Here is a 15,672-nt window from a genome sequence, read left to right as displayed (position 1 = left end):
CCTGTTATTTTGGGGATAATCCAATTACACGGGCAAACCAAGGTGAAAAATCCCCTCTCGCCTTTTCAACTTCAATCCTTTTTTCAATAAAATTTAACCTTATATGACCTGAAATAGCCGTATTTTCGACCGCACTTTGATAACGATTTAATCGTTCAATGACTGTTGGATGAGGAAAATTCCACGCATTCCATCGCCCACTTGAAATTAAAGCGATATCCGGTTTTGTCTGTGCCAATAAAAACTCGCCTGTTGAAGTTTTACTGCCATGGTGCCCTACCTGTAACACATTAATTTTGCTTAGTTTTTCAGCAAAAGATCTTTCTGTTGCCACATCAGCATCACCGGTTAAAAGAATTTGATACTGTCCATCCGTGAATACAATCACGCAAGATTGGGGATTCTCCGCCCTATCTGTTATTTGCGTTGGTGAAAGAACTTTAAAATCAAGTCCTCGCCACTGCCATTGTTTCCCCTGAAGACAAAAAGTGCGGTGCGTTTCACCATAGTTTTTACGAGAAGGTGTAATCAGTTCAATCTCTGGATATGCGGCTAAAATCGCTTTAGCGCCGCCTGAATGATCATTATCATCATGGCTTAAAATCAAGGTTTCAAGTTCAATGTCTTCCCGTTGAAGATAAGGTAATATCTCTAATTCCGCCATAGAAGAGCTACCTATTCCACTCTGCCAAGCAGGCCCAGTATCATATAACACACCTTTCCCCTCTTTCACAATTAAGGTTGCTAAACCTTGACCAACATCTAACGTATCTAACTGCCATTTGGGTTTCGTGATATATCGATACCCAAGCGTGCCAATACAAAAACAAAAAATAAAAATGACACTACGAAGCGCTTGTTTATAATCTTTTGCTGATAAGATTTTTGTATGATTTAACGTGAAAAATCGACTCGATTTTAACGGTGTATTTTTTGTTTTCCCTTGAGATGCAAAATACAATCCACCTAACATGCCACCAAAAACAAGGCTTAAAAGAGCGATCAGAATGAGGGATAAATTGATCGAAATCGGCATATACGAGCCTTGGAAAACACGGAGGCATTGTGTAATACCTTGAGCAATTGCATTTGAAAAATGCCAAGAAGAAAATGCACCATGGGTCAACACCGCAAATAGAATCAAGGGCACAAGTAAAAAACTATACAAGGGCACTGCAATTAAATTTGCTAAGAATCCATTTAATGCCAAGCCATTAAAAAAGAAAAGCTGAATGGGCGTGAATAAAACCAGCAGCCCAAGCTGCAAATGAAACAAGCCAAAAATCCACCGCACTTTGCTGGATAATTTTTGATGTCGCCATTCAATGATTGATAAGGGAACATATCGGTACCACACAATCAGACAGGCAACTGCACCAATTGAAAGCCAAAAGCTCACCGAAAGCGGCATAAGCGGATCACAAAAAAGCAAAAATGCCACCACCAAACACAGCATTTGCAAAGGCGTGTAATATCGTCGCGAAAATTGAAGGATTGCAATAAAAAGCAGTGCCATCATTGCACGGAAGGTTGGTAAACTAAATCCGGCTAAATAGGCATAACCTAAAGCAATCAATACGCCAAAGCAAAGCGGAAACCAAGGTGAAATAAAGCGTGTTGATAAGAGTATTTGCAATAATCGAACAAAGAAAAAGCCGATCCCCATTGCTAAACCGATATGGAGTCCTGAAATAGCAATTAAATGTGCTGTATTCGTTTGTTGATAAATCAGCCACGTTTTATTATCCAGCCAAGCCCGCTCGCCAAATGCCAATGCGATAAGTAAACCTTGTAAAGAAAGCCCTTCCGTCTGTTTGAGGCTATTCTGTAGAAAATCTGTGCGGAAAGAAAAATCGTCTCCAATTTTGACCGCACTTTTCACATTCCCTACGGCAATAATTCTTTTGGAAAAATACCATTGCTGTCGATCAAATCCTCTATGGTTTAATCTCGCCGAAATAGGACGAAGCTTTACATCTGCTCGCCAAACTTCGCCAAGTTGTGGTTTTTCTGGTGCTCTCCAATTAATAAAAATTTGTTGTTCTTTCCCATCAAATAAAGACGTCGTAGCAACCAACGTTTGATAATCTTGCTGATGAAGAATTTCTGAAATGTGAAGTTCTAACGTGATTTTATTCGGTAAACTGGAGATTTTTTCTGCTTGAGTCAATAACGACAAGGCTTGTGAATGCACGTAAGCCAAAGTAATCAAAAACAAGATAGCGCTCATGCAAAAATTTCTGGCTTTAAAATAATTGAACCAATGGAAACAAAGTGCGGTCATAACCAACATTAAAATGCTCAACCCTGCCTGTTGCCAAGTGAACAGTAAAAAATCTGGCACGACAAGCAAGGATAAGGCTGAGACAATGAGCATCATGCACAGCTGAAATAGCGTGATTTTCATGTTAAGTATGATTTATAGCGAGAAAGTAAGGCAAACTAGCCTTAACCTCACAGATAAGCAAATAAACATACTGTTTTTTGCGATCACGATCGCAAAATTTAAATTTCCAGGTTAAATTTATTTGCTAAATAGATGAAGTTCTGCTATTTATATCGCCCTTAAAATAACTAGGTTCTTATCTCAGCTATTTTTAGCAATAAGAACTAATCACAAAAAACAAGACAGGACGTCATTAAATTCTGTACTATTATTAGGAGTTATCAATGTCTAAGGCATCTCTAAGTTTGCTGGATTTAGCCGGTGTTACACCTTATCAACCTAAGAAAGATGAGGAATACATGAATGAAGATCAAATTCTTCATTTCAGAAAAATTTTAACTGCGTGGCACGAGCAAATTGTGGAAGAAGCATCAAGAACTGTTGCTCATATGCAAGATGAAGCGTCAAACTTCCCAGATCCAGCTGACCGCGCGACCCAAGAAGAAGAATTCAGTCTTGAATTACGTAACCGCGATCGCGAGCGTAAATTAATGAAAAAGATTGAATACACATTGAAAAAATTAGATACCGATGATTTCGGTTATTGCGATTCTTGTGGCGAAGAAATTGGCATTCGTCGCTTAGAAGCACGTCCTACAGCTGATCTTTGTATCGATTGCAAAACCCTTGCTGAAATTCGTGAAAAACAAGTCGCAGGTTAATTGATTCAAATAACCCAATGAAAAAGTGCGGTCAAAAACAACCGCACTTTTCGTGTTTTTATCAAATGTGCATTTAACACAGAGAATGGAGTAAATTATTCTTACTTATATAAAAAATTTATTTGGTAAAAAAACTAAAAAAGAAACTGAAACCAATATAAATTCTCCCGTTCCCAAAACGGCGCCAAAAAGCAAAAAATCAAACGTTTCAAAAACAGAGCGTTCACAACCCAAGATCGCCCCGTCCTCTTCTCACCATAAAAAAACGAACACCCAAGCGCATCGTCACGACAAACATACCGTTAAAGCCTCTCATTTTGGTATTACCCCACGTATGTTTAGCCGTAATGCCATTACCGTGGTAGAAAAATTGCAACGTCAAGGTTATGACGCTTATATCGTTGGTGGTTGTTTGCGTGATTTATTGTTAGGTAAGCATCCAAAAGATTTTGATGTGGCAACCAATGCACGTCCCGACCAAATTCAAGCGGTATTCCAACGTCAATGCCGTTTAGTTGGTCGTCGTTTCCGTCTTGCACACATTATGTTTGGTCGCGATGTGATCGAAGTGGCCACATTCCGTGCTAGCCATTCGGATGCGCGCAGCGAAAATCAAGCCAAACAAAGTGATGAAGGGATGTTACTGCGTGATAACGTGTACGGCACCATTGAACAAGATGCGGAGCGTCGTGACTTTACCGTAAACGCCCTTTACTACAATCCGCAAGATAATACGCTGAGTGATTACTTCAACGGAATTGATGACCTGAAAAACGGAAAATTACGTCTGATTGGCGATCCCGTTACCCGTTATCAAGAAGATCCTGTGCGTATGCTACGCTCTGTGCGCTTTATGGCGAAATTGGATATGTTCTTGGAAAAACCAAGTGAACAGCCCATTCGGGAACTTGCGCCATTGCTGAAAAATATTCCACCGGCGCGTTTATTCGATGAAAGCTTAAAATTATTGCAGTCTGGCAATGGCGTAAAAACTTATAAATTACTTCGCCAATATGGCTTATTTGAACAGCTTTTCCCAAGCTTAACGCCTTATTTCACCGAAAAAGAAGACAGCCTTGCGGAACGTATGATTTTAACGTCGTTAAATTCAACGGATGAACGTATTGCCGATAAATTACGCATTAATCCAGCCTTTTTATTTGCGGCATTCTTCTGGTATCCATTACGCGAAAAAGTGGATGTGTTGAAAAATGAAGGTGGCTTAAACAATCACGATGCTTATGCCCTTGCGGGCAATGAAGTGCTTGATCAATTATGCCGTTCATTAGCAGCGCCTCGTCGTCACACCTCTGTCATTCGTGATATTTGGATGTTGCAATTACAACTGCTTAAACGTACCGGTTCTCACCCTGCTCGCACGATGGAACATCAAAAATTCCGTGCAGCCTTTGATTTATTGGCGATGCGTGCTGAAGTGGAAGGCGGTGAAACCGTTGAACTCGCAAAATGGTGGCATGAGTACCAACTCAGCAATCAAGAACAACGTCGCCAGTTGGTTCAAGAGCAACAAAAATTGCATCCAGCGCCGAAGAAAAAATATTACCGCAGACGTAAACCTAAGGCGGCTAACTAATGGTTCAAGTGTATATCGCCCTTGGCAGCAATTTAAATACGCCTACAGAACAATTAAATTCCGCATTAGAGGCAATTTCTGCGCTACCTAATACCGAATTAAAATCGGTCAGCGGATTTTATCAAAGCAAACCATTAGGCCCGCAAGATCAACCGGATTATGTGAACGCAGTGGCAATGATCGAAACCACTCGCCCACCTTTAGCTTTGCTCGATGAATTGCAACGCATTGAAAATGAACAAGGTCGCGTACGTTTACGTCGTTGGGGTGAGCGTACACTGGATTTGGATATTCTGCTTTATGGTGATCAAATCATTCAAAATGAACGCTTAACCGTGCCTCATTACGACATGAAAAATCGCGAATTCGTAATTGTGCCGCTTAATGATATCGCACAAGATTTGGTTTTACCGGAAGGCGAAAAAGTCGCAGATTTGGTGAAAGCCTTTGAAAATCATCAAATGCATAAAATCAAAAACAGCGAGAAAATTGACCGCACTTAACTCAAAACAAAAGGGCTGATATTCACTATCAGCCCTTCTTTTTTACCTAAATAACGCTGCCAGAAGAAGTGTGCTATCCTGGAGGATTTTTATTATTTTTCACTATTTCTATTTAAAAATTTTTCAATAAATTTGTCTATTTCAAAAGGTGAATTTTTTGTATTTTTATCAAACAAATTCACAGGATTATTTCCCATATTGGTTACTGATAATTCTAATAGTAACTTTTTCAAATCAACATCATTTATTTCATCAACTTTACGTTGATACCCCTCAAATGCAATAGCTACAGCTGCTTTATAAGCATACTCTTCTTGAACTCTAACCAAATGATTATTTCTCTGAGAATTAGACCAAACCAACCATAATAGTGGCATCACAACAGGTAATCGTGAAAAAAATCGGAAATAATCAAATGAATTCTGCTCCCATTCTGAAGCTAAAATAATAAGGATTATAATTGACATAGCTAATAAGCCAATATTACGCCACACAGCAGAATTTTCAATTGGAGTATCTAATTCTTTTTTTCTTGCTAAGAAAGATTGAGCCATACTAGCTCTATTTGCATCCCCTAAGATATCTTTAATGTTTTCTTTTTCATCATCTAACTCTTTAATAAGAACATTCAATTCATCTTTTTTACTTTTCTTCAATTCATCAAGTTCAATTATTGAATTAGCTAATCTATTCTTATCAGCATTAATACTTGAAAGCAATGCTTCATATTCACGCTCCACTTCAATATATTTATTTTTATATATTTCATACTCAGATTGAATAGATGAAATCCTTGCTTCTAAAGATATAACATTATTTTTAACCCCTTCTATTTGAGTAGCATTTGCTTGACTACTCCCCAATAATGTTTGTAATGATGTAAGTTTATCTGAAAAATCTTTATCTTTTTTAGAAAAAGAGTCTTCAAATTTCAAAATTTTATCATTCACTTTCTTCTCAAATTCTTCTATCAAAGGCATCTGAGGTATATATGTAAAATATAAGGATTCAATCATAGAAAAAAGTTCTATGAAATCATTATAGCTTTTAGAAATATCAACCCCATTATTTTGTTCAATACTTTTCAAAATTTTCTTAATCTTAGGGATAATTTTCTTCTCTTCATAAATCTGGCATAGCTCATATTTTTTATCAGATAAAGATTCTATCTGTTTGATTGAATAGCTAACTAATCCGCCTAAATTACTTTCAGTATCATTTTTAACCAAGTCATATAGGTTATTCAATAATTTTAGAGTTTCCATAATATTTATCCTTATATTTGTTATGAATTAATAAAACTAAGCAACCGAAATAACATTCAAAATCCGCTTATCCGACACCTGGTACTTTGTGCCTAACTGCTGCGCAAATAAACTCACTCGCAATTCTTCAATCATATAGCGAATTTCTGCAATTTCATCGGAAATCGGTTTGGATTTTGGCAGTTTAGCGAGCAATTGTTGGTAAGCCTGTTGTACTTGTTCTACGCGTAGCATCGCCGCACGGTCTCGATTTACATCTTGAGCCAGTTTATCAATGCGTTTATCAACGGCTTGCAGATAACGCTGTAAATCCGGTAGGCGATCATAACCGCTCTTTTGCACAAAACCGGGATAAATCAGCCCCGCTAATTGCGCCTTAATATCAGAAAAGGCAAAAGCCATGGTGAAATCCATTTTACCTTTTAAACGTTGGTTTAAGGCGTGATTGAGAGATAGGATTTGTTCCACTTTCTGCGCAATATCTACGGTCACTTCGTTAAGGTTTTCTCGAACAAAATCACGCAATTTTTCAAAACCTGCTTCATCCCAAACAAACCCGCCAAAATCGGCAATCAGTTTATCCACCGCACAAGCGATACAGTCATCAATCAAATCCAACACACGACCGAACGGAGTAAAATACAGACCCAATTTAGCCTTATTCGGCAATTTTTCATGCAGATATTTAATCGGTGACGGCACATTGAGCAACAATAAGCGGCGCAAACCTTGTTGCATCGCCACCGCTTGCTCAAATTCTGTTTCAAATAGTTTAATACCTACGGCATCTTTTTCATCTACAATGGCTGGGAACGCTTTGACGCTGAAACCACGTTGTTTTTGTTCGTAACATTGTGGTAAATCTGCAAAGCTCCAAATATGCAGCCCGCTTTGCTCAATGCCATCATCTGCCACAGCAGAAATACTTTCCTGCACACGATCTTTTAAGTTGAATTTCAGTTCGTCCAAATTCATGGATTCGGCAATTTTCTTGCCATTTTCATCCACCACGCGGAACGTCATTTTCAAATGGCTCGGGATTTGTTCCCAATTCCAATGTTCTGGTTCTACGGAGACACCCGTCATGCGGCGCAATTCATAAATCAACGTATCCAACAACGGTTTTTCCAACGGCACGGCACGCCCTAAAAAGGCTTGGGCATAATTAGGTGCCGGCACGAAGTTACGACGATAAGATTTCGGCAGCGATTTAATCAGCGCAATCACCAATTCTTCACGCAAGCCTGGAATTTGCCAGTCAAACCCCGTCATTTCCACTTGATTGAGCAACGGCAACGGAATATGCACGGTCACCCCATCCGCATCGGTACCTGGTTCAAATTGATACGTCAGTTTGAGTTTCAAATTACCTTGATGCCAGAAATTCGGGAAATCCAGCTTACTCACTTGTTCCGCATCATCATTAATCAAGAATGAACGTTCAAAATTAAGCAATTCAGGATCTTTTTGCTGCGCCTTTTTCCACCACGTATCAAAATGTTTTTGAGAGACCACTTCCGTGCTAATACGTTGATCGTAAAATTCAAAAAGCGTACGGTCGTCCACCAAAATATCGCGGCGGCGACTTTTGTGTTCCAACTCTTCCACTTCTCGAACGAGTCGTTGATTTTCTTTGAAGAATTTATGCTTAGTATTCCAATCCCCTTCTACCAAGGCAGATTGAATAAAGATCTCGCGGCTTACCGTTGGATCAATAGCTCCGTAATTCACTGGTCGTGCAGCCACAATTGGCACACCGTAAAGCGTGACTTTCTCATCTGCAATCACCGCCCCACGAGATTTTGACCAACGCGGTTCTGAATAGGATTTTTTAATTAGATGCTCGGCAAGTGGCTCAATCCACTCTGGCTCGATTTCCGCTACCATACGCCCCCAAAGTTTGGAGGTTTCCACTAACTCTGCCGCCATCACCCATTTCGGTTGTTTTTTGAAAAGCACAGAATTGGGGAAAATTGCAAAATGGGCATTACGTGCGCCAAGATATTGTTGTTTCTCCGCTTCTTTTAAACCGATATGAGAAAGCAAACCGCTTAAAAGTGCGGTATGAATTTGCTGATATTCTGCTTTTTCGGAATTAATCGGCAAGCCCATTTCACGGACGGTTAAACGAATTTGATGATAAATATCTTGCCATTCACGAATACGTAAATAATTTAAGAAATCCTTTTGGCATTGGCGACGGAATTGGTTTTTACTCAATTCTTTTTGTTGTTCTTGTAGATAACGCCAAAGATTGAGGAAAGCCAAGAAATCCGATTTTTTATCGGCAAAACGACGATGTTTTTCATCGGAAGCTTGTTGTTTTTCTTGTGGGCGCTCGCGCGGATCTTGAATAGATAAAGCAGCGACAATAATCATCACTTCATGCAACGCACCTTGTGAGACAGCACTCAGCAACATCTTCGCTAAACGAGGATCCACAGGGAGTTGCGATAATTGACGACCTGCGGCCGTTAATTGACGTTTCTCGCCCGCTTTAGTGCGAACCATTTCAAACGCGCCCAATTCTTCCAACAGTTTTATACCATCTTGAATATGGCGTTTATCTGGCGCATCCACAAACGGGAAGGCTTCAATATCATCCAAACCCAATGCTGTCATTTGCAAAATAACGGAGGCTAAATTGGTGCGCAGAATTTCAGGATCGGTAAACTCTGGACGAGAATTAAAATCCTCTTCCGAATATAAACGAATACAAATCCCTTCGCTCACACGACCACAACGACCTTTACGCTGATTCGCAGAAGCCTGTGAAATGGGTTCAATCGGTAAACGTTGTACTTTGGTACGATAGCTATAACGGGAAATTCGCGCAGTACCTGGGTCAATCACATATTTAATGCCCGGCACGGTCAATGAAGTTTCCGCGACGTTGGTCGCCAACACGATGCGATTTAATCCGCTCGGATGGAAAATTTTATTTTGTTCTTGCGCAGACAAGCGAGCGAAGAGCGGTAGAATTTCCGTGTGTTTTAGATTTTGTTTTTGTAAAGCTTCGGCGGTATCACGAATTTCTCGCTCACCATTCATAAAGATCAAAATATCGCCTCGACCTTCCGCTTGCAGTTCATCCACCGCATTGAGAATGCCTTGTAGCTGATCTTGATCGTCTTCTTCTACTACGGGACGATAACGCACTTCAACAGGATAGGTTCTGCCCGAGACTTCAATAATCGGGGCATTGTTGAAATGTTTAGAAAAGCGTTCCACATCAATGGTTGCGGAAGTGATGATAAGTTTCAAATCACGACGGCGTGGTAAAAGCTGTTTCAGATAACCGAGAATAAAATCGTTGTTTAGGCTTCGTTCGTGGGCTTCATCGATAATCAAACAAGAATATTGATTGAGAAAACGATCGTTTTGAATTTCCGCTAACAGGATCCCGTCGGTCATCAACTTGATTTGCGTATCATCACTGATTTGATCGTTAAAACGAACCTTATAACCAACTAAACCGCCAAGTTCTGTTTCCAGTTCTTCTGCAATACGCGCCGCCACCGAACGAGCAGCAATACGGCGTGGTTGAGTATGACCAATCATACCCAGATTGCCGAAACCTAATTCCAAACACATTTTCGGCAATTGGGTGGTTTTACCTGAACCGGTTTCCCCTGCCACTACAATGACCTGATGTTCAGAAAGCAGTTTTTGAATTTCTGCTTTGCGTTGGCTAACGGGCAAACTCTCTGGAAAAACAATCGGATTTTTAATCGCACTTTTACGATTTTCTACACGTAATTGAGCCTGTTCAATCTGCAGCTGGATTTCTGCGGCAACGGCTTGTTGGGCCTCTTGGCTTTTAATTTTTCCAATACCATGAATGCGGGCGGATAAACGACGTTGATCCACCAGCATAATATCCTTGAGTTTCGAAAAGAGAGATTGTTGTATCGGATTTAATTCACGTTTGACTGATTTGTTCTTCATACTGATTTACTTTTAAAACCACCGTAAGCCAAGCAAAGCCAACCAATTAAAAATAACGTGCCTCCAATCGGTGTTACCCAAACGAGGAATTTGCCTGCACCAAGCGCAAGTGCATAAAGGCTGCCACTAAAAAGAAGAATGCCGTACGCCCAAGTCCCTGCAGCAAGATTAACTATTTTGTTTGCAATCAATGATTCACGGCATAATTGCAAAATGCCAATCGCTAAAATCGCAATGGTGTGGAACATTTGATATTTCACACCCGTTTCAATCCACGCTAATTCTTTAGGTTCTAAAACCTTGCTTAATCCATGTGCCGCAAAAGCACCAATCGCCACACACAAAAAACCGCTTAATCCCGCGATAAATAACCATTTGTTTTTCATTTAAAATTTTCCTATTAATACCGCTAAAATCCCTGCGGCGATTAGAGGTCCAACCGGAATACCGCCTAAGAAAGACACACCAATAATCGTACCAATTAATAATCCTGTCACCAAAACTGGTTGTTCACTCATTAATGGCACCCCTTTTCCCGCAAGCCATGCGACGAATACCCCTGTTAAAATAGAAACACCCATTTTCCAGTTTAAAAATGAACTGAGATCGGGCAGTTGAATTTTTCCCGACACTAACGGTGCAAGCACACCAATCGTTAAAATGATGATCCCGATTTTGACACCGTATTGTTCAAGTATAGGAATGTATTTGGATAATAAGGTTTGCTGCATGATTAACAGCACGGCGGCTGAGATGGTAATCGCGCTATTTTGGCTAATTAAACCTAAAACAATTAAGAAAACCAATAACAACGCGACCATATTGAATTGTAATGTCATAGTACCTCTAAAGTGCGGTCAAAAAAACGTAGGTTTTTCAACGTTGGCTTTGCCAACGGCCCCACAGGGGTGAACAAGCGAACGAGTGAGCTTGTGAATAAAAAACTGACCATTTTTATGCGTGTAAAGTTTTTGTAAATTATACCAATTTCTTGCTTTTCTGTGTTTTTTATTTAGTGAAAAAAAGCTAGAATATAAGTCAACTTTCTTCTCATACTCCCTGTTTTTACTAAGGTTTTTTGCCCTATGTCGAATGTCGTCAGCCCTGAATTAATTAAAACTGTAGTCCTGCTTGCTACCAGTGTCACTATCGTGCCGCTTTTTAAGCGTATTGGCTTAGGTAGCGTGTTGGGCTATTTAGTGGCTGGCTGTTTAATTGGTCCTTCCGTTTTCGGCGTAGTGAAAGATGCCGAATCGATTCTGCATATGGCTGAACTTGGCGTGGTGATGTTCTTATTCATCATCGGTTTAGAGATGCATCCAGAACGTTTATGGGCCATGCGAAAAGCGATCTTCGGGCGAGGTTTTCTACAAGTCGGGCTATGTGGCGTTCTGCTTACCTTTGCGGGTATCTATATTTTAAATCTTCCTAAAGAAGTGGCATTTATCGCAGGTATGGGCTTTACCCTTTCTTCCACCGCTATCGTAATGCAGGTATTAGAAGAACGTGGGATTACGAATACACCAAAAGGCCAACGAGTTATTTCTACCTTAATTTTTGAAGATTTATCCATTGTGCCATTATTGGCTTCTATTGCCTTTTTAACGCCTGAAACAAAACATATTGAACATCAAACCAACTGGACATCTATTGCTATTGCACTCGGCGCCGTTGTCAGTTTAGTGGTTGCGGGTAAATGGTTAATGAACCCTATTTTCCGCTTGATTTCTAAAGCCCATATTCGTGAAATGATGACGGCTGCTGCTTTACTTGTTGTATTAGGTGCGGCATTAGCGATGGAAGCGAGTGGCCTTTCAATGGCGATGGGCGCATTCGTTGCGGGTGTAATGCTTTCAGAATCTGCATTCCGCCACCAATTAGAAGCCGATATTGAACCATTCCGTGGTTTATTGCTCGGTCTCTTCTTTATGGGCGTGGGAATGTCGCTTGACCTCAGTTTAGTCTTTAATGATGCGGTTTGGTTGTTAGGTATCGTATGCCTTTACATCATCGGCAAAGCCTTAGCCGTTTATACCGTGGCACGTATTACAAAACTAGACCGCACTGAATCTGTTGGCCGAATGACCATCATGGCGCACGGTGGTGAATTTGCATTCGTACTTTTCTCTGCTGCGACCACTGCAGGCGTGATGACAAAAGATCAAAATGCGACTTTTACCGCTGCGGTCATTATCTCGATGTTATTCTCCCCATTGATTGGCTTATTAATGCGTAAAATTAACCAACGCAAATCAGCGAATCAAGAGGAAAAAGTCGATACTAGCGATCTCGATCCAATTGTAGATTTAGAAGATAGCGTGCTCGTGATTGGTTTTGGTCGTTTCAGCCAAATCGTGTGTCAATCACTTCTTGTTCGTGGTATTAACGTATCGGTGATTGACCGCAATATCGAAAACATCCGTGCGGCAGCGAAATTTGGTTTTAAAGTTTATTACGGTGACGGTATTCGTCTTGATGTATTACGTGCCGCGGGTATCGAAAAAGCTAAATGTGTTGTCATTGGGATTAACGATACACAGCGAATTGAAAATATTGTTGAGAATCTGAAAGATGCTTATCCGAAACTCCCAATTTTGGCTCGAACTTATGACCGTAAAACGACAGTAAGTCTTATTAAGAAAGATGTGGACTTTATTGTACGTGAGACCTTTGAGTCTGCCCTCACGCTCAGTCATGCAACCTTAGTGCAATTAGGCGTGAATAAAATTGAAGCAGATGAAATCATTGCGGAAGTTCGTTATTTAGATCAAGAACGCTTGAATGAAGAAGTTTTGCATGGTTTCTCAACGGACATCATCCGAAAATATTGGATGCCTAAACCCTTCATCAAACCACATTCTGATGCTGAAGCATTAAATGAAGAAACGGCTGAAATCTTAGAAAAAGAAGATGATATCAATGATGAAGCCGCGGTCGAAACCCTTCTTCATGATGATTCTGAAACCGAAAAACAAAAAGAAGTCGAATAATAAAAAAGCCCGATAAATCATTATCGGGCTTTTTTGTTAGGCTTTCATTGTCACAAGCCAGCAATTATGGATTTGTTTATTCCGCTCAAAATCAAGCGGTAAGGTTTTCGCTGAAATTTCGACCGCACTTAATCCTAATTCATCTAGCGCATCAAAATCCATTTTAAAACCTCGTTTATTGTTCGAGAACACGATGGTGCCGTTAGGGCGTAAAATACGTTTGAGATTACGCATCAATTTAATGTGATCACGTTGCACATCCCAACTGTCTTCCATACGTTTAGAATTCGAGAATGTTGGCGGATCCACGAAAATTAAATCAAACTGGCGATCACATTTCTCTAACCACTGCAAACAATCTGCCTGGATGAGCTTGTGCTGCTTGCCTTCAATATCATTTAAAATCAGGTTTTGCTCTGCCCAGTTTAAATAGGTGTTAGACATATCCACGGTCGTCGTCGATTTTGCCCCACCTAATGCTGCATGAACCGTTGCTGAACCAGTATAAGCAAAAAGATTAAGGAAATCTTTGCCTTTTGCCATTTCGCCAATCATTTTACGGGTTAAGCGATGATCTAAAAATAATCCTGTATCCAAGTAATCCGTTAGATTCACCCAAAGCTGAGCACCGTATTCATTCACATAAAAATATTCGCCTTTATTGGCCAATTTTTCATATTGATTCGTACCTTTTTGTTTTTGACGGACTTTCAAAATCAGTTTATTGGTTTCAATACCGGTGACTTGCAAGGTTGCAGTCACTGCATCCAATAAACGTTGACGGGCTTTATTTTCATCAATATTTTTTGGTGCGGCATACTCTTGCACCACGATATGATCACCATAACGATCCACTGCCACGTTATATTCCGGTAAATCGGCATCATATAAACGATACGCATCAAGGCCTTGCTGCTTCGCCCATTTTTCAATTTTCTTGATATTTTTCTGCAAGCGATTCGCAAAATCCACCGCTACCGTTGAAGTGCGGTCAAATTCAATCGGATTTTCAGCCGCACTTTCTTTACGTTCTGAAATTTGATAATTTTTCTGAATACAATCTAACGGGCCATTTTTCGCTTTAAATTGACGATGTGAACGCATACGCAAGCAATCAAGCAACGTAGATTCACTACTGAAAATCGACGCATTCCAACCACCAAATTCACTTTTAAGACGTTGTCCAAAGACTGAATATAGTGCAATCAAAGCTGGAGTTGTGCCTAAACGTTCACCGTAAGGCGGGTTACAAATCACTGTTCCCACTTCATCTGGACTTGGATTTTTTAATGCAGCGACATCACCTTGTTTCCACTGAATTAAATGTGCTACGCCTGCATTTTGTGCGTTCTTTTGCGCTTTTTTCAGTACGTGATGATCGAGATCGAAGCCATAAAAATGCGGCTTTGGATTTTGATTAAAATAAGTTTCAGCTTGCTGTACCGCTTCTGCTTTCACCTTATCCCAAGCATCTTGATTATGCCCTTTCCAGCAATCAAAGCCCCAATGTAAACGATGTAATTGTGGTGCAATTTGTGCTTCCATTTGTGCCGCTTCGATTAACAAGGTACCTGAACCGCACATTGGATCCACTAAAGGTGTCCCTTTTTTCCAACCTGAACGCAGCACTATCGCAGCGGCTAAGGTTTCACGTAAAGGCGCTTGGCCTGTATCTTCACGATAGCCACGTAAATGCAATGCTTCGCCACTTAAATCAAGTGAAACGACGAGTTCTTCTTTATTCAAATAAACATGAACTCGCACATCTGGATAGTCTTTATCCACATTTGGACGCGCTTTCCCTTGGCGTTCAAAATAATCCACAATGGCATCTTTCACACGCATCGCACCAAATTGGGTGTGACGAATTTCTTGGTTTGTCCCGTTGAAATCGACAAAAAATGTGGCTTTCTCATCAAAATAACTTAACCAATCCTGCCCTGTCACAATTGAATACAAATCCAAATCACTATATACCTTGCCATTTACAATAGGTAACAAAATACGCGAAGCCAAACGTGACCATAATAAGCTGCGATAAAGTGTTTCATCATCAGCATGAAAATGTACACCGCCTTGTGCAATTTTACATTCTGTTGCACCAAGCTCTGTCAGTTCGACTTTTAAGAGTTCTTCAAAACCACGGGCAGTTGTGGCAAATAATTGTTTCATGCGTTTTCTCGATAGGGAAAAATTGGGCGGATTATAGCACGAAAGTGCGGTTAAATTTGGGGAGATTTCAAGAATATTCCCCCCTCTTTTAT

General features: G+C 40.3%; 10 protein-coding genes. 4 read left to right on the top strand and 6 right to left on the bottom strand.

Features of this window, described 5'->3' with window-relative positions; all coding sequences use genetic code 11:
• Positions 1-4: 4 nt before the first annotated feature.
• The gene (locus tag A9500_RS06835) at positions 5-2,407 is read right to left on the bottom strand and encodes a DNA internalization-related competence protein ComEC/Rec2 (RefSeq protein WP_065244350.1); all 2,403 of its coding nucleotides are present in this window, start codon (positions 2,405-2,407) and stop codon (positions 5-7) included.
• A 263-nt stretch (positions 2,408-2,670) separates the two neighbouring features.
• Here A9500_RS06835 and dksA point away from each other — a divergent pair, with 263 nt between their 5' ends.
• The 3 genes from dksA (at position 2,671) to folK (ending at position 5,205) form a co-directional block, all read left to right on the top strand.
• Entirely contained in the window at positions 2,671-3,108 is a 438-nt protein-coding gene (gene dksA, locus A9500_RS06830) for an RNA polymerase-binding protein DksA (RefSeq protein WP_014065107.1), read from the top strand.
• A 235-nt stretch (positions 3,109-3,343) separates the two neighbouring features.
• Positions 3,344-4,702 (top strand): polynucleotide adenylyltransferase PcnB, encoded by a 1,359-nt coding sequence (pcnB, locus tag A9500_RS06825; protein WP_083180364.1) that lies wholly within the window; start codon positions 3,344-3,346, stop codon positions 4,700-4,702.
• Positions 4,702-5,205, top strand: a complete 504-nt coding sequence (folK, locus tag A9500_RS06820) for a 2-amino-4-hydroxy-6-hydroxymethyldihydropteridine diphosphokinase (RefSeq protein ID WP_014065105.1) — start codon at positions 4,702-4,704, stop codon at positions 5,203-5,205. The genes pcnB and folK overlap by 1 nt, the downstream gene beginning before the upstream one ends.
• 92 nt (positions 5,206-5,297) lie before the next feature.
• Here folK and A9500_RS06815 read toward each other — a convergent pair whose 3' ends face one another.
• From A9500_RS06815 to A9500_RS06800, 4 genes are read right to left on the bottom strand one after another with little or no spacing between them, the layout of a single operon-like run.
• On the bottom strand, positions 5,298-6,470 hold the full coding sequence (locus tag A9500_RS06815) for a hypothetical protein (RefSeq protein WP_065244348.1): 1,173 nt from the start codon (positions 6,468-6,470) through the stop codon (positions 5,298-5,300).
• 36 nt (positions 6,471-6,506) lie between these two features.
• Positions 6,507-10,418, bottom strand: a complete 3,912-nt coding sequence (hrpA, locus tag A9500_RS06810) for an ATP-dependent RNA helicase HrpA (protein ID WP_065244347.1) — start codon at positions 10,416-10,418, stop codon at positions 6,507-6,509.
• Positions 10,415-10,804, bottom strand: a complete 390-nt coding sequence (locus A9500_RS06805; protein ID WP_065244346.1) for a DUF423 domain-containing protein — start codon at positions 10,802-10,804, stop codon at positions 10,415-10,417. Before A9500_RS06805 ends, hrpA begins: the two co-directional genes overlap by 4 nt.
• A complete protein-coding gene (locus tag A9500_RS06800; RefSeq protein ID WP_065243362.1) occupies positions 10,805-11,257 on the bottom strand; it encodes a DUF441 domain-containing protein in 453 nt (150 codons plus the stop codon). It lies immediately after the preceding gene.
• Positions 11,258-11,503: 246 nt separating this feature from the next.
• On the opposite strand from A9500_RS06800, the gene A9500_RS06795 reads away from it, so the two are divergent.
• Positions 11,504-13,408, top strand: coding sequence for a monovalent cation:proton antiporter-2 (CPA2) family protein (locus A9500_RS06795; RefSeq protein ID WP_065244345.1), 1,905 nt, complete (start codon positions 11,504-11,506; stop codon positions 13,406-13,408).
• Between the two features lie 36 nt (positions 13,409-13,444).
• Here the strand turns inward: A9500_RS06795 and rlmKL are convergent, their stop codons facing one another.
• Positions 13,445-15,580, bottom strand: a complete 2,136-nt coding sequence (gene rlmKL / locus A9500_RS06790) for a bifunctional 23S rRNA (guanine(2069)-N(7))-methyltransferase RlmK/23S rRNA (guanine(2445)-N(2))-methyltransferase RlmL (protein WP_065244344.1) — start codon at positions 15,578-15,580, stop codon at positions 13,445-13,447.
• Positions 15,581-15,672 lie beyond the last annotated feature (92 nt).

Source organism: Haemophilus sp. CCUG 60358, assembly GCF_001679485.1.
In the GTDB taxonomy this organism is placed as follows: domain Bacteria; phylum Pseudomonadota; class Gammaproteobacteria; order Enterobacterales; family Pasteurellaceae; genus Haemophilus_D.
This window is presented reverse-complemented; position numbering and strand designations above follow the sequence as displayed.

Excerpts from the sequence above, each read along its gene's own strand:
- A9500_RS06835 (WP_065244350.1), bottom strand. The coding sequence starts at position 2,407 with ATGAAAATCACGCTATTTCAGCTGTGCATGATGCTCATTGTCTCAGCC.
- dksA (WP_014065107.1), top strand. The coding sequence starts at position 2,671 with ATGTCTAAGGCATCTCTAAGTTTGCTGGATTTAGCCGGTGTTACACCT.
- folK (WP_014065105.1), top strand. The coding sequence starts at position 4,702 with ATGGTTCAAGTGTATATCGCCCTTGGCAGCAATTTAAATACGCCTACA.
- A9500_RS06815 (WP_065244348.1), bottom strand. The coding sequence starts at position 6,470 with ATGGAAACTCTAAAATTATTGAATAACCTATATGACTTGGTTAAAAAT.
- hrpA (WP_065244347.1), bottom strand. The coding sequence starts at position 10,418 with ATGAAGAACAAATCAGTCAAACGTGAATTAAATCCGATACAACAATCT.
- A9500_RS06805 (WP_065244346.1), bottom strand. The coding sequence starts at position 10,804 with ATGAAAAACAAATGGTTATTTATCGCGGGATTAAGCGGTTTTTTGTGT.
- A9500_RS06800 (WP_065243362.1), bottom strand. The coding sequence starts at position 11,257 with ATGACATTACAATTCAATATGGTCGCGTTGTTATTGGTTTTCTTAATT.
- A9500_RS06795 (WP_065244345.1), top strand. The coding sequence starts at position 11,504 with ATGTCGAATGTCGTCAGCCCTGAATTAATTAAAACTGTAGTCCTGCTT.
- rlmKL (WP_065244344.1), bottom strand. The coding sequence starts at position 15,580 with ATGAAACAATTATTTGCCACAACTGCCCGTGGTTTTGAAGAACTCTTA.